This is a genomic window from Pseudonocardia acidicola (assembly GCF_012911935.1).
Classification (GTDB): Bacteria; Actinomycetota; Actinomycetes; order Mycobacteriales; family Pseudonocardiaceae; genus Pseudonocardia; species Pseudonocardia acidicola.
The window spans coordinates 1-20,643 of sequence record NZ_JAAXLA010000061.1; the positions used below are offsets into that span (position 1 = coordinate 1).

Here is a 20,643-nt window from a genome sequence, read left to right on the forward strand (position 1 = left end):
GGTCGGGCTGGGGTCGAGGTGGGTCGGACCGCAGGGTGCGCTGGCTGTCGTAGGCGGCACGCCGGGCGGGGTCGGTGAGGACATCGCGGGCGTGCTGGATCAGGCGGAAAAGCCCCGCCGCGCTGTCGCCGGCGACATCGGGATGCACGCGCCGGGAGATCCGGCGGTAGGCGGACACGATCTCCGCGCTGGTCGCCGTCTCGGCCACCCCGAGCAGCTCGTAGTAGCCGTGCTCTGTTCCCCCCATCGCTGTGGTGGCTAGCCGGCCCGATGGGCGCGTCGGTGGCGTCCCTGCAGCAGCCCGATCGCGAACGCCGCCACCACGATGAAGGTGGCCAGCGTCCAGGGACTCAGCGGTCCGAACACGACGGTGACGGTGGCCAGTGCGGCCAGCATGGTGAGCGCGGTCAGCACGGCCGTGGACAGACTCCGGCCGATGTTCTCGATCATGTTTCCTCCGTGTGGGATGGGTGGATGCTCTGACAGATGGCGGGCCGCCGGGGCGCGTCCAGCTGATCCGTCGTTGTCGCCGGCGTTCGCCATCGCTCCTGATCCCTACCAGCCGACAGCGACATTCGGATGCGGCTGCGGCGGTGCCGAGGCATCAGCTACGACGCAGCCCGGCGCGTCGCGCGGGCTGATCGGTTCGTTGGTCGGCTCGCCGGTCGGTGCGGAACAGGTTGTCGATGGCCCGGTCGGCGGCCCGTTCGGCGCGGTCGGCTTGGCGGGCGGTGTACCAGGCGCGGAAGGGGGCGATGAGAGGCTCTCTGGTCTTGTCCCAGTCCGACAGGGCCCGGCCGAACAGGTTCGCCGAGCCGGCCACGATGCCGATGAGGCCGGCGAGGTCCGCGCGCAGGCCGACGGCCAGCCCGGTCGCGGTGCCGGCGACGGCGGCGCCACCGCCGGCCCAGTACAGCGCGTTGCCCCGAGACGCGGTCCGCATGTCGCGCAGCTCATCGGCCCGGGTTCGGGCCGTGGCGGCCCTGTCCCGGGCCTGGCGGGCGGCGACGATCTTCTCCCCGGCGATCAATGCCCGGTCGACGTCGGGGTTGAGGTCGGCCGGCCCGTCACGGCCGGGGACGCCGCGGCGGAGGATGTCGATGCTCGCGGCGGCGGCCAGTTTCGGGGCCAGCGACTCCCGGTAGGCGCCCATGATCTGGCGGGCGGTGTCGACGTCGATGGTGCGCGGCTCGGCCACGGGTTCGGCGAGCCCGAGATCGAAGCTCAGCCCGCCGGGTTTGAGCAGCTGCCGGCCGGCGTCGATGCGCAGCAGGGTCGCGGCGAGGGTTTCCGGGTCCCGGGGCCGCACGTGCTGGCCGAGCTTGGCGCGGGTCTCGGCCAGGTACTCGTGCAGCGACCAGCGTTCCCCCAGCCCGCTCGGGCCGGCGAGGTCCATGCTGGACTCCAACGCGTCGACGCTGAGTCCGGTGTCGCCGTGGCGTGGGGTGGGGGAGGGGCGCCCGGCGATCGCGGCCAGGCCGTGGAAGATCTCCCATTCCGGGATCGGTTCGCCCTTGTCCCGGCCCACCTGGCGCAGCCGTTCCCACTCCGGCACCCCACGCCCGGCGGCGCGGCGGGCCGCGTCCAGGGACGCCCGCGGTCCGGTCTGCGCAGCCTCGGCCAGCCCGACGACGCCCTCGACGGTGCGCGCGGTCGAGTCGCTCAGCCCGGCCGTGCTGGTCGGGGTGAGCACCTCGGCGGCCCGGCGGAACTCGCTGAGCACCAACCGGCCACTGCGGCGGCCATACGTGAAGTCCTCCAGCAGGCCGACCATGAGCTCGGCGCGGGTTTTGCGGGCCAGCACGCTCAGCGCGGCCTCCACGACCTGCGGATCGAGCAGCTCCACCGCCGCCGACCCGGCCGCGGGCTTGCCCATCGGCTGCTCGCTCATCGCTTCCACCACCGCCGTCGGTGGGACGGCCGCGCGCCGGCGGGGCGATGACCCGGTGGGTCCTCGAGGCCGAGCAGGTCGCCGTCGACGAACTCCCGGCCAGCGGCCTTGGCGGCGCGGCGGGCGGCCTGGATCGTCGCCACCTTCTCCGCGGAGGCCTGCAACGCGACCAGCCACTCCGTGAGCTCTTGGGACAGTTCCGGTGGGGCCATGGTGTAGCCGCGGGCGCCCTCGCCGGGGCCCTGCGGGACCACCCACCAGGCCCCGTCCCAGAAGGTGGGGCCGATGTTGAACTCCGGGAACAGCTGGATCGCTTCCCCGGCCTGGGTCAGCTCGGCCATATCGGCCACGGAGATCCGGTCCGGGTCCGCGGGCAGCTGCGGGTATCCGCTGGTCATCTTTCTCCCCCCACGACAGCGATCAATCAACAGGATGAGCCGGGCGGCACGGTCCGGCCCAGGCGCGAGACGAAGACGTGTTCTGCCGGTCATGTCCGGGTCACCTGCCCACCGGCGCCGGGAACCGACGTCCACCCGGCCGGTCTGTCGGCGGGTCGGCATAGCCAGCCGTGTCCACCGGGGGCCGCCCGGCACGCACGGCATCCACGTCCGCGCGCAGCACCGTCCAATCACGACGGTCGGTGACGTCGATGGTGCGGGCCAGGATCGGGCGCAGGCTGCGGTGCAGCACCAGGACCCGGCCCCGCTCCAGGGTGCGGACGTCACCGGGGCGGTAGGTGGGCACGGTCTCGGTGCCGATCGAGGACCGGCCCGGGGCCAGCAACCCGTCGGCGTGCTGCTGGTGGCGCAGCTTCTCGTGGTGCCCACCCAGGGTGGACACCCATTCCAGGGCGCGGGAGTCCTTCAACGCCCCCCACACCGAGAGCGTGGTGGTGTTGTCCAGCAGCTGCCGGGCCCGGCCCGGGGTGAAGGTGTTCTCCAGCTGGGCCATGGACTGGGCCGCCCAATGGATCACCACCCCGCGCCCGGCGGAGTCGGAGACGATGTCGGGCAGCTGCGGCAGCGGGGTCGCGTTGGGCAGTTCATCCAGCACCGCCGTCGCGGGTGGATCCAGCCGGCGAGCCGGGTAGTGCAGGGCCATCTCCTGCGCGGTGGCCAGCCAGTGCTCGGCCAGCGCGGTGAGGAACGGGGCGGCCTGCCGGGCCTGGTGCTGCCCGGCGATCAGGAACACCGAGCCCTGGTTGCCGATATGGGTGCGGGCGTCAAACCCCTCCCCGGGGCGAGGGCTGCACAGCTCGCGCAGCGTCGGGTCCAGCAGAGGCTCGATCACTCGGCGCACGGACAGCCAGACCGCATCAGAGGTCTCGGCGACCATCCCGATCTCCGCGCGCAGGTTGTCGGCGAGGTCGGGGTAGTACCTCTCAAGCAGAGTGACCGGTTCCAGATCGGGTGGTTTGGCGATCGCCCACCGCACCAGAGAACTCACCTCGAGGCGGTGCAACGCCGCGGCCAGCAGGTAGGCGGCCAGCACGAACACCGCGCGTTCGCGGAACACCTTGTCGTTGCCGGCGCCGCCGCCCCCACCGGCCTCGACCGCGACGGCGGCGGCCTCGACCATGGTGTGCGCGCGCCGGTAGGCGGTGGCCAGGTCCTCGCATCCGGTGATCGGGGACCAGCGCAGCCGCGCCGGCCACGCCGCCGCGGCGGTGGCGTCGAAGACCAGCACCGGCCCGGCCAGCGGGCGGCGGGTGCGGGCCAGCGCGGCGAACTCCAGCAGGTCGGGTTTCGTGGTGGAGCACAGCAGCGCGCCCGGCGCGTCGATCGCCTTGTGCACCAGGTCGCGGCGGGACTTGCCGGACTGGGTCGGGGCCAGCGTGCCGGTGGGGTTCTCCAGCGGCGTGCACATCGGCCCGGCCGGGCCGCGGTGCAGCGGGGCGGCCACCTCGCTCATCGGGGCGCGGCGGCGCTCGGCCGGGGACAGGCCGGGACGGGTCCAGGCCGCGGTGCGCCGCGCGGCGGCGAGGGAGAGCTCGGCGCGGATCTCGGCGCGGGTGGCGTGCCCGGGCGGGGTCGGGCCCCACCGGCGCCAGACCAGCCCGGTGAGGACGCCGGCGGTCACGAGTACGACGCCGGTCACGGCCGCGGTGGTGATCCAGTACAGCGTGGGCTGCCCGCCGAGTGCGGCCGCCCACGGCGGCCCGGCCGCGGCGGCGGGGTCCCCACCGTGGAGCAGAATGGTGCCCGCGGTCTTCGCCCACGCCGCGGACGGAGGCCAGGCCAGCGGGCCTCCGGCGAGCACGGTGGCGACGACCAGGCCGACCACCAGCAGCGCGCCCACCCCGGCCAGGACCACCAGGCCCCCGCACAGCAGGGCCATCAGGGCGAGGTCGCGGTCGGTGGCCGGGGAGCGGTATCGGCTGGTCATGCGGCGGCTCCTTCGGCGAGCACGCTGGTGGATGGCGGCGCGCCGGACGGGCCGGCGATGTGGCGAATGGCGACGATCTTGTCCGCCCACCGGTCGAGGGGCTCGAGGATGACGCCGGTGGAGGAGTCGTAGGCGTTGACGACGATCCCGCCCCCGGCGTACATGCCGACGTGGCGCGGGTTGGCCGGGGTCCCGAGGGAGCCCGGGATGAACAGCAGGTCGCCGGGGGCGACCTGCGCGAGCCCGGGGACGGGGGTGCCGTCGGTTTTCTGGGTGACCGTGCCGGCCGAGATGGGCACGCCGGCGGCGGCCCAGGCGGCCTGCATCAGCCCGGAGCAGTCGAACGCGCCCGGCCCCTTGGCGCCCCACACATACGGCTTGCCGACCTGGGCGAGGGCGTAGGCGACGGCGGCGCGTTGGCGCGGGTCGGTGGGCAGCCCGAAGCCGGGTGGGAGTTGCCTCGGGTCCACCGTGCCGCCGGTCAGCGGCAGGTTCGAGCCACCCTGGTCGGGGCAGGCCAGTGTGGACAGCGAGGCCAGCTGCGCGGTGTCCCGGCCCGCCGCGCCGGGTAGGGGTGGGGCCGGGTTGTCCGGGCCGGCCCAGAACCGGGCGACCAGGGCGGCCGCGGCGGCTTCCTGGGGGCCGTAGCGGCCGGGGAACGCCGAGCGCTGCACCGCTTGCGCGGCCTGGCCCGGGGGGAGGGTCGCCCAACCGGGGACGGCGAGGAGCCTGTCGTAGAAGGTGTTGGCCGCATACGCGGGGTTGATCACCTGTTGCGCTCCGCCCCAGCCCTGGGAGGGGCGCTGCTGGAACAGCCCGAGGGAGTCCCGGTCGCCGTAGTGCACGTTGGTCAGCGCGGATTCCACGATCGCGGTCGCGACCGCGATCACCGCGGCCCGCCGCGGTAGACCACGTTGGACGGCGATCTGGGTGATGGTCTGGGCGTTCGCGGTCTGCTCGGCCGACCAGGCCCGGGGCCCGATCTGCTGGGAGCCCCCGCCGGTGCCGCCGTCCCCGCCGCAGCCGCCGCCGGGCAGCGCGCCGCCGAACGCGGCCAGCACCGCGATCCCGAGCGTGGTCATCGCCAACCCGAACAGCGCGACGCCGGCGGCCACCGCGATGGTGAGCCTGGGTGAGTCCACCGTTTCACCGCAGCCGTGATCAGGTGGCCGGGCCGGTGCGGGCGCGGAGTTGGGCGTTGGTGTCGAAGATCGCCAGCTCGGTGGGGGAGAGCACGGTCTGCACCTTGTAGCCGGGTGAGGATTCGATCTTCCACAGGGCGCGGCCGCGGCGTTCCATCGCCCAGCCGGTGGTGACGTCCTGCTCGCGTTCGGACAAAGCGAGGTCGGTGGCGAGCTCGTCGGCGACCCGGGTGGACTGTCCGAGCAGGATCCGCGTGCTGCAGAGCGCGAGCAGGTCCTTGGCGATCGCGACCTCCTGCGAGCCGGCCGCGCCCACGGAGAGCAGATCCGAGGGTTTGTGCATGACCAGCAGCTGGATCTTGCGTTCGGCGCGGGACAGCCGCAGGTCGGAGTCCACGGCCTGCACCGCGCGCAGGCCCAGGCGCATCTGCCGCCACACCTCGTCGCGGACCACGATGCGGATCTCCCCGTCGTCCTGCAGGTCGGTGATCAGCGACGACCACGAGCCCAGGCACGTCAGCGCGACGGCGATGGCCTGGTCCCCGCGCGAGCGCAGCAGCGACAGGTCCATCGACTGCACGGGCGCGTCGAAGTCCAGGGTGAAGTTGGTCGGCTCGTCGAACAGCCCGGCCAGTGGGCCGAGGACCAGGTTGGACAGCGCGTCGGTGATCTGGCGGGTGTGGTCGAGGAACTCCCGGCGCCCGGCGAACCGCGCCTCTCGCCAGAGGTCCTCGGCGGGGTCGGCGAGCTCGCGGGCGACGTCGGGGATGGTGACCGGGGTGAGCGCGGTGTAGCCGTCGCCGGCGCCGACCAGGCGGCGCAGCACCGCGGCGAGCACGGCCTCGTCGGTGACCGTCGGGGCGTAGCCCTGGGTCTCGGCCAGCGCGGCCAGGAGTTTGGTCCAGCGGCCCAGGACGCCGGTGAGCTCCTCGCGCTGCCGCGTCAGCGACCAGCCGTTCCACCGTGATGCCAGCGGCCCGAGGTCCAGGGCGTTGAGCCGGGCGGGGCTGCCGCGGCCGAGGGCGATCGGGGTGACCCCCAGCGCCCGCAGCAGCGGGGTGTATTCGCCCTTGACGTCCCCGGAGATCAGCGTCGTGATCCCGAACAGCATCATCCGCAGGCAGAACGCCACCACGGTGGAGCTCTTGCCGCGGCCGGGCTCGCCGAAGATGACCAGGTTGGGGTTGGTGGCCAGGCCGCGCAGCAGCCATTCGATGGGGTGGCAGTAGAACGCGCCCCCGGACAGGGTGTCGTAGCCCATCCGGGCCCCGACCGCGGGCACCCCGTTCGCGGCCAGCAGCGGGAACAGCCCGCCCACCTCGGAGGTGGCTGCCTGATACACCGGCAACCGTGCCGCGGCCTCCACCGGCGCCCAGCCCGCGCCCGCCGCCGATCGGCCGCGGCGTGGGGCGAGCGGGCGGTTCACTCGCCCCGACCCCGCCTCAGCGGCGTCGGGGTTCTCAGTGGGCGGGGCCGCAGTCGGTGCCGGGGCGGCGCCGAACATGGTCAGCAGCTCGCCGGCGCTGCGCTCCGCACGTCGTCCGCCGCGGGGGCGGGTCTGGCCTCTGGCCCTCACTGCAGTGCTCCGCGCAGCCGCGGCAGGCCGATCCCGAGGGGGAGCGCGGCGGAGACGAACGCGGAGTCCTGCGCCAGTTCCAGGCGCAGCAGCCGGAACCGGCCCGAGGCGTCGTTCTCCAGCTTCGCGGCGTGGTCCTCGAGGTTCCACTCCGCGGGCACGGTGATCGAGGCGGCGACGGTGAACCGCACCATCGCGTGCCCGGCCGCGACCGCGCGTTCCTGGGCCAGCGCGCCGCCGGCCTGGCGCTCGTCGACGGCGGTGGCCGAGAAGCCCTTCTGCCGTTTCCAGTCGGTGATGACATTGGACCGGAACCGGTTGCCCTGCACCGCGCGGGAGGCGCTGCGCTGGTTCATGACCTCGTAGTGGATCGCGACCGTGCGCCGTTCCCCGGCGGTGCGCACGCCCAGCAGCGGCCCCAGCGAGCCGAACACGGTGCCCGGCTCGGGCATCAGCACCGCATACGACACCGAGGAGAACCCGTCGTGGTGATAGGCCCGCGGGGCCGGTGAGGGCGCCTGCGTCGGGCCCGCGGCCGCCATCGGCAACCCGCCCGCCCCGCCCTGATCTGCGTGGCTGCCGGCGTGGGTGAGGTGGTGGTTGGTCAGCACCGCGGCCGCGGCCGGGTTGAACCCGGTGCGGATCGCCTCGGCCATGCCCGCGCCCGACAGCCACGACACGGTGCGGACCCCGAGCGCCTTGAGCCCGTCGTCGAGCCCGTCCAGGACCCGGTAGAGCGCGTAGGCGCGGCCGGTGACCCCGCCGCCGGCGGCCTGCGCGGGCCGGCGCAGCGCGGTCTCGGTGCCCGACACCGTCACGAACAGCTCGGTGCGCACGCTGATCGAGCCGATCGTGGCGTCGAGCTCCGCGGTCGTCCGCCGCGCGAGCGGTGGGGCGGCCGGGTCGAGGTGCCCGGCCCGCCACACCTGGTACTCGGTGCCGTCATCGGGCACGGTGCGCACCAGCAGCGACATCCGGTCGATCACCTCGCGGTGCCCGATGCCCAGCAGCAGGTTCCCCAGCCGGGCGGCCAGCCGCTCGCACTCGGCGTCGGAGAGCATCCCGACCCCGGTGTGGGTCAACCTGGCGGTGGCGCCCCAGCGGCCTTCGCCGGTGTCGTGGATCAGGCAGACCCGGCCCTGGTCGCGAAACGGTGGCCCGTCGGGGAACACCACCCGGGTCAGCACCCCGGGCAGATCCGGCTCGTGGGCAGGGCCGGGTATCCCGGCCGCCGCCCTGGACTGCCAGCTCGACCAGCCCATCAGCACTCCCGTCTGAAACATCAGCAGATCCGCGAGCCAGCGCAGCGCCGGGCGGCCCCGGACCGGAACCACCACCAGCACCGCGGTCAGCCCGCCGACCGCGGCGAGGGTGAGGGCCTGCGGCCAGCGGCCGGCGGAGATCGCCAGCAGCACCGGGGCGGCCGAGGCCACACACACCAGGGCCTGCAGCGGGGTGAGTCCCATGATCCAGCCCGCGCGTTCGCGCCGGCCCAGCCCGCGGTAGATCCGCGGGCCCGCACCCGCCGTGCTGCTCACAGGACCACCGCCGCTTCCTCCACCTCACCAGCCGACACACCACGGCCACCGCCGCCACCACCCGGCCGGGGACCGCCACCACCACCCGGCCGGGGACCCCCGCCGCCACCGCCGTCGGAGCCGGGGGGTTGCTCCGGCGGGGGCGGGTCATCCAGCCCAGCCCAGCGGCGGGCGGTGGGATCGTCAGATGCTGGTGATGCTGGCGGCGGACCCGGCGGCGGCGGTAGGGGCGGCGGCGCTGCATCCCCGGCGTCGTCCGCGCCGCCGGTGCCGCTGTCGCCGCCGTCGCTGCGGGACGGTCCGCCGCTGCTTGCGCCGCCGGTGGACATCCGGCCCCCGCTGGGGGAGCCGACCGCGGTGGCGTCCATCTGGGCGTTGGCGAAGTTGCTGGCCTGCCCGGCCGCCGCGGTGGTGCGGTCCATCAGATCCCCGAGCCCACCGAGGCCGGAGGACCCGCCGCCGCTGCCGCCCTGGTCGAATCGGGCGGTGTTGGATGCCTCCGCGGAGTCCATCCCGCTGCTGGTGTTGGCCTGCCCGCCCCCGCCGCCGGGGCTGAGCGAGGACACAAACGACGAGGCCCAGGCGCGCGACGCCGCCCCGGCGTTGGTGCCGGGCTCGACGAAGGAGAACAGCCGGAACAGGGTGTAGGGGCAGAACAGCGCGATCAGCAACACCCCGACCCCGGCCAGCAACCCGCCCAGGCCCTGCGGGTTCGCCAGCAGCGACACCCCGATCACCATCACCAGCGCCAGCGCCGGTTTCATCAGGACCGCCGCCAGGATCCAGCGCAGCGACCGCCAGAACCACGACGCGGTCGTCTGCGCCACCAGACCGGCGGCGGTGATCGGGATGGTCGCGACCAGGACCAGGATCGCCGCCTCCCGGAACACCATTTCCATCAAGTAGCCGAGCGCCGCGGGTAACAGCCCGAAGATCGCGATCAAGCCCAGCGTGACCGCACTGACCCCGTTCAGCACGGCCTGGCCCGCACCCTCAGCGGTGAACAGGCCCCCGAACTTCTTGTTGTCCAGCAACCCGGCGAAGCTCGTCGCGCCCTCGAAGCCCTTGGACAGCAAATCCTGGGTCAGCTCGTCGGAGGCCAGCAGCAACAGCATGACCGCGCCGCCGGTCGCGGCCAGTGCGATGCCGTAGGCGAACGGACCCGACGCGGCCCGGAAGAACCCGCGGCCGCCGTGCAGCATCGTCGAGATCAGCTGCCAGAAGAACAGGCCCAACGCGATCGTCAGCGACAGCGGCCGCAGCACACCCCACGACACGGCGATCGACGGGTCCACGGGGTTGCCCTGCGGATCGAAGGTCAGCGTGAACCCGGTCAACAGGTCGACCAGCCCGAACGCCGCATGCAGCAGGTTCACTACCGCCGACCAGATCCCCTTCATGATCGAATCGAACACGCTGGCGAAGAAGGTGGCGGCGGTATCGCCGAGGAAGCCGCCCATCTCACCCCACCGCCCGGTAGCCGGCCGCGACGGCCTCGGCGGTCCCGGGCCAGGCCAGCGGTGCCGGGGCGGCCGCGGCGCCGGGGGAGATCTGCCAGTTGCCGGCGACATAGCGCAAGGCCTGGCAGTCCCCGCCGCCACCGGAGACGGACTGTCCGTTGCCGGTGACGGTCAGCTCGCCCAGCACGCACACCACCGCGTAGCGGCCGTCGTCGGCCGTTCCCTTGATCAGGGCATTGGTCAGCTGCCAGGTGACGGTCAGGCCGTTCACCGGCCCTGTCGCCGGCAGCCCGGCGCGGGCTCGGAAGCGCTGCAGGTCCGTCGTGAGCCGCGCCCGATCCGCTGGCGGAGCGCCCGGCAACGCGATCGACTGGTAGGCCTGCGAATACACCTGCGGGTCGCCGCCCTCGAACCCCGCCGTGGTCAGGGCTGCCAGCTGGCCCACCGCTCCTTCCGGTGTCGCCGGGAAACCCCCCGGAACCCACCGACCGGTGGTCTGTGTCGGCTCGGGCACCGACAGCGGTGGCCCCGCGGTCGCTGTCGTGAGCTCGTGCGGCTGCGCCGCGACCTCCGGCAGCTCCAGCATCGGGCGGGTGGCCAGCGCGGTCTCCGCGGTCACGTCCCAACCCGCGGAGTCCGGTGGGGGCGCCTGCCCGGCTGGGCCCGCCGGTGTGCCCGGTGCCGGCGGGGTCGTGGGCTGGACCGGGTCCGTGCCCCGGCCGAGCAGGAACGCGACCAGCGCGACCAGCACGACCACCGCGACCACGGCGAATCCGCCGAGGGTCAATCCGGCGCGGCGGCGTCGACCCGGCTCGAGGTCAGGGGTGTTGCCCGGCATCGCGCGTCACCCGCCGCTGGCGAACGAGGACAGCAGGGTGTAGCCGACCGCGTAGAGGATGGCCCCGGCCACCGAGGACATCATCATCATCGTGCCGACCCGCCCGATCCGGTGGTGATCGACCAGCCGGCCCCCGGCGAACACCGCGACCCCGCCGAAGAACCCCACCAACAGCGAGATCCCGGCCGCCCACTTCACCATCCCGACGACCTGGTTGATCCTGTCCCCGGCCGTGCCCGGGGGAGCCTGGGGCGTCGGATTCGGGGGTAACTGGGCCAGCACGACATGGGCCGTATCGGCGAGGGTGTGGGCAAGCATCAGCGCCGTCCTTCTCTTCGTGAACGTGACCGGCCGGTCGGGGACAACAGCCCCCAGTCCTGCAGCAGCGGGGAAACCGCATCGAGCACCTTGTCCGGCAGCAGCTCGGCGGTGACCCCGCCGACCTCGACCTCCGCGTCGTGCGGAACGAACACCGCCTCGTCCAGCAGCGCGTCCAGGCGCCGCCCCGCCGCGCCCACGACCTGCGGGGGCCAGCGTTTCGCGCCCATCACCGCCAGCTGGTACGGCGGCACCGCCGCACCGGCGGTGATCCACGGTTCCAGCCGGGCCAGCACCTGCTCGGCGTGGCGCAGCGACGGCCGGGTCGGGCGCACGACCAGCAGCGGCCGCGGCGCGGGCGTCCCGCGGCGTAGCCAGCCCCCGGCCCCCGCGAGAGGGTTCGCGGCGGCGCGCCAGCCGTCGTGGCCGATGTCGACGATCGTGGCGTGCAGCGGATCGAGCTCGGGGAGCCAGGCCGGGGGCGGCGGCACCATCCCCGGGGTGATCGTGGGCAGGCTGGACTCCAGCCGGGCCAGCAGCGCGTAGCCGCGCCAGGAGTAGCGGATCACCAGCTGGGCGTGGGGCTGGTGCACCCACGGGCCCTCCGACGAGGCCGCCACCGCGAGCCCGGAGCGGGACGGGTCCGCGGCGTCGACCAGCAGCGCGCACCGCCCACCCAGCTGCAGCGCGTCGGCCAGCGCGGCGGCGAGGACCGACCCGCCCGCGCCGGGGGAGCCGGACAGCACCGGGATGAGCGCGCCGAACCCCGACCAGTCCACCGCACCGCGCGCCGCCGCCGGCAGCTCCAGCTGCGCCATCGCGGCCGCGGTCGCGCCGATCTGCTCGGCCACGGCGGCCGGGTCGACGTCGCTGCGCGGCTGCGCGCACAGCACCGCCGTCGCGTTGACCGCGGCCTCGACGTCAGCGACGTCCAGATCGGCGCAGCCCCGGCGGGCCGCGCGCCCCAGCGCATGGTGCACCCCGTCGACCGACGCCGGGCACGGTGTCACGGCGGCGCGCGGATCGGATGCCGGTTCCGGGGCGGTGTCGGCGTCCTGGGGCGTCCAGATCGCGGTCACTGGGGCAGCCCCAGCCTGCGCGAGCAGGCCGGCCAGGACCCGTAGCCGCCGCGGGCGGCGCGGACCTTCTCCGCCACCGCGATCTGCTGGTCCTTGGTGGCCTTGTCCGCGCTGGGGGCGTACTGGGTGCCGCCGTAGGCCTGCCACGTGGCCAGGTCGAATTGCAGGCCGCCGCTGTATCCATTGCCGGGCGAGATACCCCAACGCCCACCGCTCTCGCAGCCCGCGAGCTTGTCCCAGATGCCGAGGTCGGCGCCCGCGGCAGCACCGGCGACACCGGGGTTGGGCTGGGCGGGCTTGGGCTGGCCGGCCGGGGCCTGAGCTGCGCTGTTATTGCCGCTCACGCCCGCCTGGATATTTTCGCCGTTTGGGCTGCCGGTGTTCGGCTGGCCGGTGGTGTTCGGCCGACCGGTGCCGGATGGATTCGCCGAGCCGGTGAATCCGGCGCCGGCGAGCTTCGCGGCGAGCTGCTTGGCGGTCGGGTCGTTGGTCGTGGCGAGCTGACCGGCCAGGTCCTGGGCCTGCTGCTCCCACACTTGACCGGTACCGCCGTTCTGCTGGCCACCCGAACCGGAAGCTCCCGGGGCCGCCGCCGGCGTGTTGCTCGGCTGGTTGCCGGAATCGCTTCGACCGCTGTGGTCGGAGCCGCTGTTGTTCTCGGCCTGGTTCTGGCTGGTGAGGTTGTTGCCGTTCGTCGAGTTGTCCGAGCCCGTCGACTGCGATCCAGGACTCTGTGCGGGATCCGCCGACGAGGAGCCGGGCCCGGAGTCCGAGCCGCTGCCGGTGCTGGGCGAGCCGGAGCCGTTCGAGCCGGAGCCGGTCGACGAGCTGCTGGAGCTGCCAGATGAGACCGGTGCGGAGCCGGTGACCCCGGCGGCGGCGAGCTTGTCGGCCAGTTGCTTTGCGGCCGGATCGTTGGTCGTCGCGAGCTGACCGGCCAGGTCCTGGGCCTGCTGTTCCCAGTTGCTCGTGCTGCTGGGCTGGCCCGTGCCGGTCCCGTTCTGGCCCGACGCCGCGCTCCCGTTCAGCGGTCCTGCCGCCGGCGGTCCGGAACCCTGTCCGCCGGGCTGGGCACCAGGGGCGCCGTCGCTGGACCCGCTCGGCCGGCCCTGCTGGGGCTGCTCGTCATTGCCGGAACCGGGGCTGGTCGAGGACCGGTCCTTCCCGTCCGAGATCCCGCTGTTGCAGACCTGGACGCCGGATGTGCTCGAAGACTGCTGGGCCGGGGCCCCCTGGGCGGGTGTGGTCTGGGGGGGACCGGGAGTGGCCGGGGTGGCGGCGCCCTGGTTTTCGGTCTGCTGGGCCTGGCGGAGCGCGGTGGACAGCGCGCCCTCCGTGGCGGTCGCGACGAGGTTCCCACCCGGCGCGGCTGGCGCGGCGGGTGCCGTCGCCGTGTTCTGCGTCGGGCCCGTCATCGCCGCCGGCGTATCGGGCGCACCGGCCGGCGCCGGTGAGGGCGTGGGGTTCTGCAGGTCGGCGGGGGTGGGGGAGAAACCCGCCCCGGCGAGGGTGACCGCGACCTGCATCGCCCGCGGGTCGGTGGAGGCGCCCATCGGGGTGTCGGCCAGGTCGTGGGCCTGCTGGCGCCAGCCGGTCGCGACCGCCGGGGTGATCCCCATGCCGCGCAGCCCGGAGTCCAGGCTGGCCGCGCGCGGGTCGGCCAGCCCGCTCAGCGCCGCGACCAGCTCCCGGGCCTGCGCCAGCAGCTGCTTGGCCTGCTCCGGTGTCAGCTGCTGACCGCCGCCGGTGTTCGAGGACTGCTGGGTGCAGGTCGAGTACGCCGCGGGGGCGAGGGGAGTCGTGCCCGGGGTGAGCGCGGCGGTCGGACCGGCGATCAGCGCGGCGGCGATCAGCGCCGCGGCGGGGGAGGAGGGCATTGCACTGCTCCTGGGGTCGGGTGTCCGAACGGGACGAGGAGGTCAGGACGCGGATGAGCCAGATGAGGCGGAGCCGCCGGGCGAGGAACCCGATGGGCCGGCCGAGCCGGGGGCGCTGTTGCCATTCGAGGAGCTGCCGGAGCTGCCGCCGCTGTTGAGCGGGTACTGCTTGACCCAGGCGACGTGTTCCTGGCCGCCGCCGGCGGCGCTGCCGTCGCCGGGGAAATAGTCGAGCTGGATGCACAGGTGCATCGGGCCGGGCGGGAACGTGAAGGTGTCGGTGGTGGACCACCACGGCTTGCCGTCGACGAACGCGGTGATCTTGTTCGGGGTCCACTCCAGTGCCCAGTTGTGCCACTGGGTGGCGTCGATCTGCAGCTGGCCGTGGAGCTGGGAGTTGTCGGCGCCGTAGTGCAGGAACATGTCGGTCTTCTGCCGGGTCGGGTCGCCGATCTCCATGAAGTCGATCTCCCCGCCGACCGGGAAGTTCTCCGCGTCCGGCCACAGCAGCAACAGCGAGTGATAGGCGGCCGCGCTGGCGGGAGACTTCACCCGGGCCTCCCAACGGCCGTACTTCTGCCCCGGGGTCCAGGCCATCCCCTCCGACGTGCCGCCTGAGTCGCCGCTGATCGTCAGCAGTCCGTTCAGCAGGCTGACCGCGCTGGGGGAGCGGCGGCCGTTGCCGGCGTGGCCGGGGCCGTCGTAGAGGCTCCAGCCGTTGGTCCCGGCACCGGTGGTGAAGTCGGAGGTCCTGTCCGGGGTGCCCCAGCCGAGCGTCTCGGCGGCCGTGGTGCCCGAACCGGTCGAACTCGAGCCCGTCCCCGGCCCGGTCGGGCCGGACGAGCTACCGGCACCCACCGAGCCCGGGCCGGCCGCCGACGGACCGGACGGGCCGGACGGGGACGATCCGGAGCTGCGGTTTCCGGGCGAGCCTGCGGTGCCCGCGCCGGAGCCCGCGGCCCCGGTGCTGCCGGAGCGGCATTGGTCGGGCAGGAAGCCCGGCTGGTCCACCCCGGAATCGGCGAGCAGCGCTCGCAGCTGGACGGCTCGGGGGTTGTTGATTCCGGTGAGCTCCTGGTAGAGCCGTACGGCCGAGAGGCGCCAGGTGCAGGAGGCGTCCGTTCCCGGCGTGGCCGCCAGGCTGAAACCGGTGAGCGAGAGCGCCGCGGCGAGCTCCGCAGGCACCGCATCGTTGACCAGCGGGCTCGCGGCGGCGGGCGGGGCGAACATGGCGGACAGCGCAATCGAGGCGGTGGCCGCGGTGGCGACCAGCCCGAACGCACGGGTACGCGGACCCATCACTGGCCCCCGTGCGACGATTCGTCGGTTCCGGTCGCCGCGGCCGCGGTGGCGGCCAGTACCCCGAGGCCCACGTCAGCCCCGCTCGCGGTCGTGGTGCGTGCGGTCCGGGTCGTAGGTGCGGGCGGCGTGGTTCCAGCTGAACTGGTCTGCCACGTAGGCGCCCAGGGTGAGCGCGGCGTCGCGGGTGCGCTCGCGCAGGTGGTCGAGCTGGATGAGGCCGCCGGTGGCCAGGTGCGGATCGGTGGGGATTTCCACCACCGCGCGGCAGCGAACCGCGAAGTGGTCGATCACCGCGGACCGGTCGATGTCGCGGGAGAACCGGTCGCACGACAGCGCCACCACCGCATTGCTGACCAGGTCGTCGTAGCCGTGGGCCTTGAGCCAATCCAGGGTCTTGCTGGCCCTGCTGCCGCCGTCCACTGTGGGCGCCCCGACGATGACCAGGGTACGGGTCGCCTCCAGCGCACCGGCCATCGCCGAGTGGATCAGCCCGGTGCCCGAGTCGGTGATGATGATGTTGTAAAACCGCTTGAGCACGGTGGCGACCTGCTCGTACTCGTTGCGGTTGAACGACTCGCTCATCGCCGGGTCCTGCTCGGACGCCAGCACCTGCAGCCGCCCGGCCAGGCTGGTGTAGCGGGTGATGTCGGTCAGCGAGTGGATCGTGTGCAGGTTGGTGATCAGGTCCCGGACCGTGTAGAGCACGGGATGCCCGAGGACGCGGTCGGCCAGGGTGCCGGCGTCGGGGTTGGCGTCCAATGCCACCACCCGGTCGCCGCGGTACTCGGCCAGCACCAGTCCCAGCAGCGCTGAGACGGTGGTCTTGCCGATGCCGCCCTTCATCGACGCGACCGTGATCGTGTGCCAGCCAGCCAGCTGGGCCTGCACCCGCACGATCTTCTGCCGGCGATCCGCCTCCGCGGGTGACAGCCCGGGGTTCCACCGGCCCCGGCTCAGCGTGTAGGCGGCGCCGCGCCAGCCCTCCTTTGGCCGGTCCCTGCGGCTGCGCACGAGCTGCTGGTAGGACAGCGCGTCCGCGGACCCCTCCGGCCGGCCGGGCCCACGGCCGGGCGGGGCCAGTGGGGGCGCCGGCTCGGCATGTGCGACCGGCACCGGCGGCCCGAGCGGGGACCACGGCCCCGTGACCACCGCCGAGCTCGCCGCCGGAGCAGCAGCCTGCGGGGGAGCGGGAGCCGGCGGCACCGGCGGGGGCGAGGGCGGCTCGACGGGGGGCCGCTGCCGGGCCGGTTCGGGGATCGGCTGCTCCTCGTGCTGGACCCGGGGCCCTTCCGTGTGCCCTGACGGTCCTTCGCCGGGGGGCGCCGGGCGCGGGGCGGCGGCGGGCTGGGCCCGCCAGGGCGCCAGCGCGGGGTCATCGGCCCACGAACCGCTGGGGGCCTTGCTGTTGTTCTGCATCATGGGGCCTCGATCGCTCGATCAGCTGTTCTCGGGGTCGGGTGCAGGGCCGATGTCGACCACCAGGGCGCCGGTGTGGTCGCGGGTGACCGGGGCGGCGATGCGCACCCAGTGCGCGGCAACGGCGCGCCAGCCCTCCGCGTGCGGCGGTGGTGCGCACGACGGGCCGACGTCCCCGAAGGGGGGCTCCACCGGGGCCGGAGGCTCGGGATCGGCCGGGCGCGGGCAGTCGCGCTGGTACGTGGTGACACGCACCGTCACCTCGACGACGATCACGTCGTCGGAGGTGCGCAGGGTGCGGCCTGGCAGCACCACGTCCGCGCGTTGCCTGCCCGCGCCGGACCAGCCCAGGGTGGCAGCCCTGGGATCGGCGAGGTACCGGCACAGCACCTCGGCCCGTTTGGTGGGGTTGTCCTCGTCCCAGGACAGGTAGTCCGCGGCGAACCGCGCCGCGAACGCCGAGGCCTCCGCCTCGCCGATCGGCTCCAACGCGGACAGGGATCGCTCCAACAGCGCCCGCGGAGACCGACCCCCGGCACCACTGCGTAGCACCCGCAGCTCACCATCGGCGGGCTCGACCCGCCGCAGCGCTCCGGCCCGAGGCGCCGGCGCGGCGTACCCGTTGCGGGGACGATCCGGCCGGGGCCTGGGGCGGGCGCGGTGGCTCGGCGGGATCCACAGCTGTGACCCGTCTTCACCCTGGATCCGGGTCCCGGCGTGCATCGCCACCACCGGCTCCGATGCCCCCGGCAGCGGCCCGGGATACGGGCGAGCGGGGGACGGCTGGGTCGGCGCCACCGCGCCGCGGTCGGGCACCGTCGGCGGGTCCGCCGCGGCGCCCTGGCCCGGGGTATCACGCCCGGGGAGGTACGAGACCGCCTCTCCCGGCGCGGGCCACGGCGGTGCGGCCGGAGCTGGCGGCGCCGTGCGGTCCTCGGGCACTGCGGCCGGGACGAACGAGGGCACGCCCGCGGTCAGCAGACCCGGATCCTGCGGCTCCGACCAGTCGGCGGCCTCGTGGGCGGGCACCGACGACGGGGCGTAGCCCGGCGCCACCAGCCACGGCGGCTGCTCCGCGGCGCCCCGATCAGCGCGGCAGCCGAAGCGCCTACCCATCAGCGAGGCGGTCCTCGGTCACGGTCTCTCTCCTGCCGTCCGTGTCTGCCAGCGGAGCGGCGGGTCGCACTCCAAGCTGTTTATAGCAGTTGTAGATCAGCGAGTCACTGGGAACTAGCAAAGATGGCGGAGGGTGATCAGGATCCGGGAGGAGCCGAGACTGCCTGCTCAGGCCGGTGAGGTAGGGCGGCTCTTCAGCCTCTGAGAAGGATCAGGGATCATCCGACCCGGTGACAGCAGTTGCCAACACGTGCATGCTGGTTGCTGCGGCGGTCATCGCGGGCGAACCTTGGTGAGGTTCGCTCCGCCCGGGGGAGCCGAGCGCACGAGAGACGAGGGCACTGGATGGCCGAGCTGGCAGCAAAGATCGACGCGTTGATCGTGGCGATCGGTGGCCCGAGTTATGACAAGATCGCTCAGGAGATCAAGGCCGACGGCGGGCCGACCGTATCCGGCGCGTACCTCTGGCAGCTCCGGACCGGAGCGCGTGACAACCCGACTTTCCATCATCTGCAGGCGTTGTCGACGTACTTCTCGCGAAAGATCGGCATTCCGATCACGCTGAACTACTTCGATCCCGAAACGCCGGTGGACCAGCCGTGGCGTGACGCCCAGGACGAGGAACGCGTCGCCAGCCTCCAGCGCCAACTCGACGAGGAGCGCGAACTCAACACCCGCCTCGCCGACAACGGTGTGCGCCGCCTGGCCACTCGCTACGGGGAGATGGGCCCGGCCCTGCAACGCCAGATTCTCGCAATCGTGGAAACCCTGTCCGAGCAGGAAGCGGCGGAAGGGAAGAAGCCCCGCGGAGAGAGGGACGAGGCCGGCTGAGCCCGAGGTGGGCTCACCTGGCCAGCGAGGACGAAGACACGGCCGTCGGTCCGCGCTGCGGGCTGCTCGCGAAGGCCCGGCCGAGCCGCACCAGCCAGGCCGTATCGGTCGCCCAGTCATCTGCGCCGCTGGTCGGGATGGGGTGCGGGTCGGGCAGTGGTCGGCCGGCGCGGTGGGCCTGCAGCGCGGCTCGCACCAGCGCCGCCGCCACCATGATGGAACGGTCCTCGGCCGATTCCCCGCGCGCCCGGCTCTGCTCCTCGGCCAGCGCGGCAATGGCGCGGTCGTAGAAGGGGCCCAGCAGCACCAGGCCGTCGCGGATCTCCATGCCCCGCCGGTAAAACAGGCGATGAATCGCCCAACCCGCCCGGAAGGGGACCGTCGGAAACGCCGTACGGAGCGCCCGCCACAACGGCCCAAGAGTCCGATAACCGTTGAGCTGTTCCAGCGCAAGCGGAACAGCTCGCACCGTACCGTCCAGCACTGGCAACATCGCTCCGATAAGCAAGAGGACAAAGCTTAGGGCCACGGTCGTGACAATCGACGGGTACAGAAACTGCACCGAGTCAATACGAGATGGAGCAACGAACGCGACGATGTGAGTGTAAATATCGAGCAGTCCCGCAACGAGTGAGCCGACCGCAGCCAAACCAACCAAGACCAAGCCCGCCCGGAAGACGGAGTTCTGGAGTCGCCGAATGAGTCGCACTGACCAGTTGATCGTCCGGAACGACACCGAGGCGAGATACCCGATGATGGCCATCTGGAACACGAAAGCGGCCAGAAGATGAGCATTCTTCGGCTGCCCAATGGCCGGGCGCACTTCCGGCGGGGCCAGCAACCAGGCGACGACCCCCACTGCTCCGACCGTTGAGGCCGCCATGACCTCGATCCACAACCGCGGCCGGGGTGCATTCTGCTGGCGTAGAGCCGTAAGGAAGAAGCAGACCTTCACACAGCCGGCGGCCAAGCCGAGAAGATTCCCCAGCAGTCGCATAAATGCTGTCGTGCCGTTTTGATCCACGACCAATGAGTGCTGCACCGCCAGCAGGAAGATGAGTCCGGCGAAGTAGCGCAGGACGACATCATGGGGTGCTTGGGAGACAGCCAGCGCGAGCAGCACCACCCCCACCCACAGGGCGACCGCCGAGGCCGCGCTGAGCTGCAGGATCACAGCCAACCCCGGCGATAGGACAGCGCCTCATAGAGTCGCTGGGCGTCGCCGAGCTCTCTCGGGGTCGGCTGCGGCGCGTGTCCCGGCATGACAGCCCACTCCATGAACGTCGTAGCGATCGATTCGACGAGGCGTTCCCGGGAGGAGTCGTAGCAGGCTCGGCGCAGCATGCGCGGGGGAACCACGCCCTTGAACGGCGGCAAATGCAGGGCGACCGCGGCAATCGCCGCGGCAGCGGCCCCCGCATCGTCCTCCGCTTCGTTTTGATCCTCGGCGACATAGTCGGGGTCAATATGGCCGCAGATGATGTGCCCCAGCTCATGGAAGATAATATGGAGCTGATGCGACCTGGAGGTGTTCTTCTGAAATACGATCACATCGTAGTCGCCCCAATCGAACGAGTACCCGAACGCCGAGGTATCGCCCTTGCCGTGGCCGCCGTCCGCTGCGGCCGTCGAGGAGATCTCCAGTGGCTCCTCGTGCAATATGATTTTCCGACCGCGGTAGTCCCCGATTCGGGTGCAGAGCCGGGCCATGTCCAGCGGCGGTTGGATGTCCAGATCCCGCAGCAACCGCCGGCACTGCCGTCGCAGGCGGAGCTCGTTCATCATGTGTCTACCTCCGGGACAACTAGGACGGCTCATTCGGCGGGCGTGGCTGCACGGGGTTCCACAGTAGGCTGCAGAAAGCATCCTACTGT

Annotated in this window: 19 protein-coding genes; 1 reads left to right on the plus strand and 18 read right to left on the minus strand. The window is 73.0% G+C overall.

Annotation, left to right across the window (positions count from 1 at the left end):
* The 16 genes from HF526_RS25405 to HF526_RS25480 all read right to left on the minus strand — a co-directional run.
* Positions 1-247, minus strand: a 247-nt coding sequence (locus HF526_RS25405; RefSeq protein WP_169384089.1) for a J domain-containing protein, incomplete at its 3' end; no start/stop codon positions are given.
* A gap of 11 nt (positions 248-258) precedes the next feature.
* Entirely contained in the window at positions 259-450 is a 192-nt protein-coding gene (locus HF526_RS25410; protein ID WP_169384090.1) for a hypothetical protein, read from the minus strand.
* A gap of 154 nt (positions 451-604) precedes the next feature.
* Positions 605-1,891 carry a hypothetical protein gene (locus HF526_RS25415; RefSeq protein WP_169384091.1) on the minus strand — a complete coding sequence of 429 codons (1,287 nt, stop codon included), beginning with the start codon at positions 1,889-1,891 and terminating at the stop codon, positions 605-607.
* Entirely contained in the window at positions 1,888-2,289 is a 402-nt protein-coding gene (locus HF526_RS25420) for a hypothetical protein (RefSeq protein WP_169384092.1), read from the minus strand. Before HF526_RS25420 ends, HF526_RS25415 begins: the two co-directional genes overlap by 4 nt.
* 100 nt (positions 2,290-2,389) lie before the next feature.
* A complete protein-coding gene (locus HF526_RS25425; RefSeq protein ID WP_169384093.1) occupies positions 2,390-4,276 on the minus strand; it encodes a type IV secretory system conjugative DNA transfer family protein in 1,887 nt (628 codons plus the stop codon).
* A complete protein-coding gene (locus tag HF526_RS25430) occupies positions 4,273-5,418 on the minus strand; it encodes a C40 family peptidase (RefSeq protein WP_338051736.1) in 1,146 nt (381 codons plus the stop codon). Before HF526_RS25430 ends, HF526_RS25425 begins: the two co-directional genes overlap by 4 nt.
* Positions 5,419-5,437: 19 nt before the next feature.
* Entirely contained in the window at positions 5,438-6,760 is a 1,323-nt protein-coding gene (locus HF526_RS25435) for an ATP-binding protein (RefSeq protein ID WP_338051737.1), read from the minus strand.
* A gap of 230 nt (positions 6,761-6,990) precedes the next feature.
* Complete coding sequence (locus HF526_RS25440) at positions 6,991-8,532, minus strand: SCO6880 family protein (RefSeq protein WP_338051738.1); 1,542 nt, start codon at positions 8,530-8,532, stop codon at positions 6,991-6,993.
* A complete protein-coding gene (locus HF526_RS25445; RefSeq protein WP_169384094.1) occupies positions 8,529-9,992 on the minus strand; it encodes a hypothetical protein in 1,464 nt (487 codons plus the stop codon). Before HF526_RS25445 ends, HF526_RS25440 begins: the two co-directional genes overlap by 4 nt.
* Before the next feature lies 1 nt (position 9,993).
* Complete coding sequence (locus HF526_RS25450; RefSeq protein WP_239029140.1) at positions 9,994-10,830, minus strand: hypothetical protein; 837 nt, start codon at positions 10,828-10,830, stop codon at positions 9,994-9,996.
* 6 nt (positions 10,831-10,836) lie between these two features.
* Positions 10,837-11,148, minus strand: a complete 312-nt coding sequence (locus tag HF526_RS25455; RefSeq protein WP_169384095.1) for a hypothetical protein — start codon at positions 11,146-11,148, stop codon at positions 10,837-10,839.
* Entirely contained in the window at positions 11,148-12,227 is a 1,080-nt protein-coding gene (locus tag HF526_RS25460; RefSeq protein WP_338051739.1) for a hypothetical protein, read from the minus strand. The genes HF526_RS25455 and HF526_RS25460 overlap by 1 nt, the downstream gene beginning before the upstream one ends.
* The gene (locus HF526_RS34765) at positions 12,224-14,104 is read right to left on the minus strand and encodes a transglycosylase family protein (protein ID WP_239029141.1); all 1,881 of its coding nucleotides are present in this window, start codon (positions 14,102-14,104) and stop codon (positions 12,224-12,226) included. The genes HF526_RS25460 and HF526_RS34765 overlap by 4 nt, the downstream gene beginning before the upstream one ends.
* Positions 14,105-14,146: 42 nt before the next feature.
* A complete protein-coding gene (locus HF526_RS25470) occupies positions 14,147-15,403 on the minus strand; it encodes a glycoside hydrolase family 16 protein (RefSeq protein WP_211177786.1) in 1,257 nt (418 codons plus the stop codon).
* A gap of 75 nt (positions 15,404-15,478) precedes the next feature.
* A complete protein-coding gene (locus tag HF526_RS25475) occupies positions 15,479-16,825 on the minus strand; it encodes a MinD/ParA family ATP-binding protein (protein ID WP_169384096.1) in 1,347 nt (448 codons plus the stop codon).
* Between the two features lie 18 nt (positions 16,826-16,843).
* A complete protein-coding gene (locus HF526_RS25480; RefSeq protein ID WP_169384097.1) occupies positions 16,844-17,938 on the minus strand; it encodes a hypothetical protein in 1,095 nt (364 codons plus the stop codon).
* 345 nt (positions 17,939-18,283) lie between these two features.
* Here HF526_RS25480 and HF526_RS25485 point away from each other — a divergent pair, with 345 nt between their 5' ends.
* A complete protein-coding gene (locus HF526_RS25485; RefSeq protein ID WP_169384098.1) occupies positions 18,284-18,769 on the plus strand; it encodes a hypothetical protein in 486 nt (161 codons plus the stop codon).
* Between the two features lie 13 nt (positions 18,770-18,782).
* Here the strand turns inward: HF526_RS25485 and HF526_RS25490 are convergent, their stop codons facing one another.
* Together HF526_RS25490 and HF526_RS25495 are read right to left on the minus strand one after the other, a co-directional pair.
* Positions 18,783-19,943, minus strand: coding sequence for an MAB_1171c family putative transporter (locus HF526_RS25490; protein ID WP_169384099.1), 1,161 nt, complete (start codon positions 19,941-19,943; stop codon positions 18,783-18,785).
* Positions 19,940-20,554: a hypothetical protein gene (locus tag HF526_RS25495; protein ID WP_169384100.1), complete on the minus strand. Its 615-nt coding sequence runs from the start codon at positions 20,552-20,554 to the stop codon at positions 19,940-19,942. The genes HF526_RS25490 and HF526_RS25495 overlap by 4 nt, the downstream gene beginning before the upstream one ends.
* Positions 20,555-20,643 lie beyond the last annotated feature (89 nt).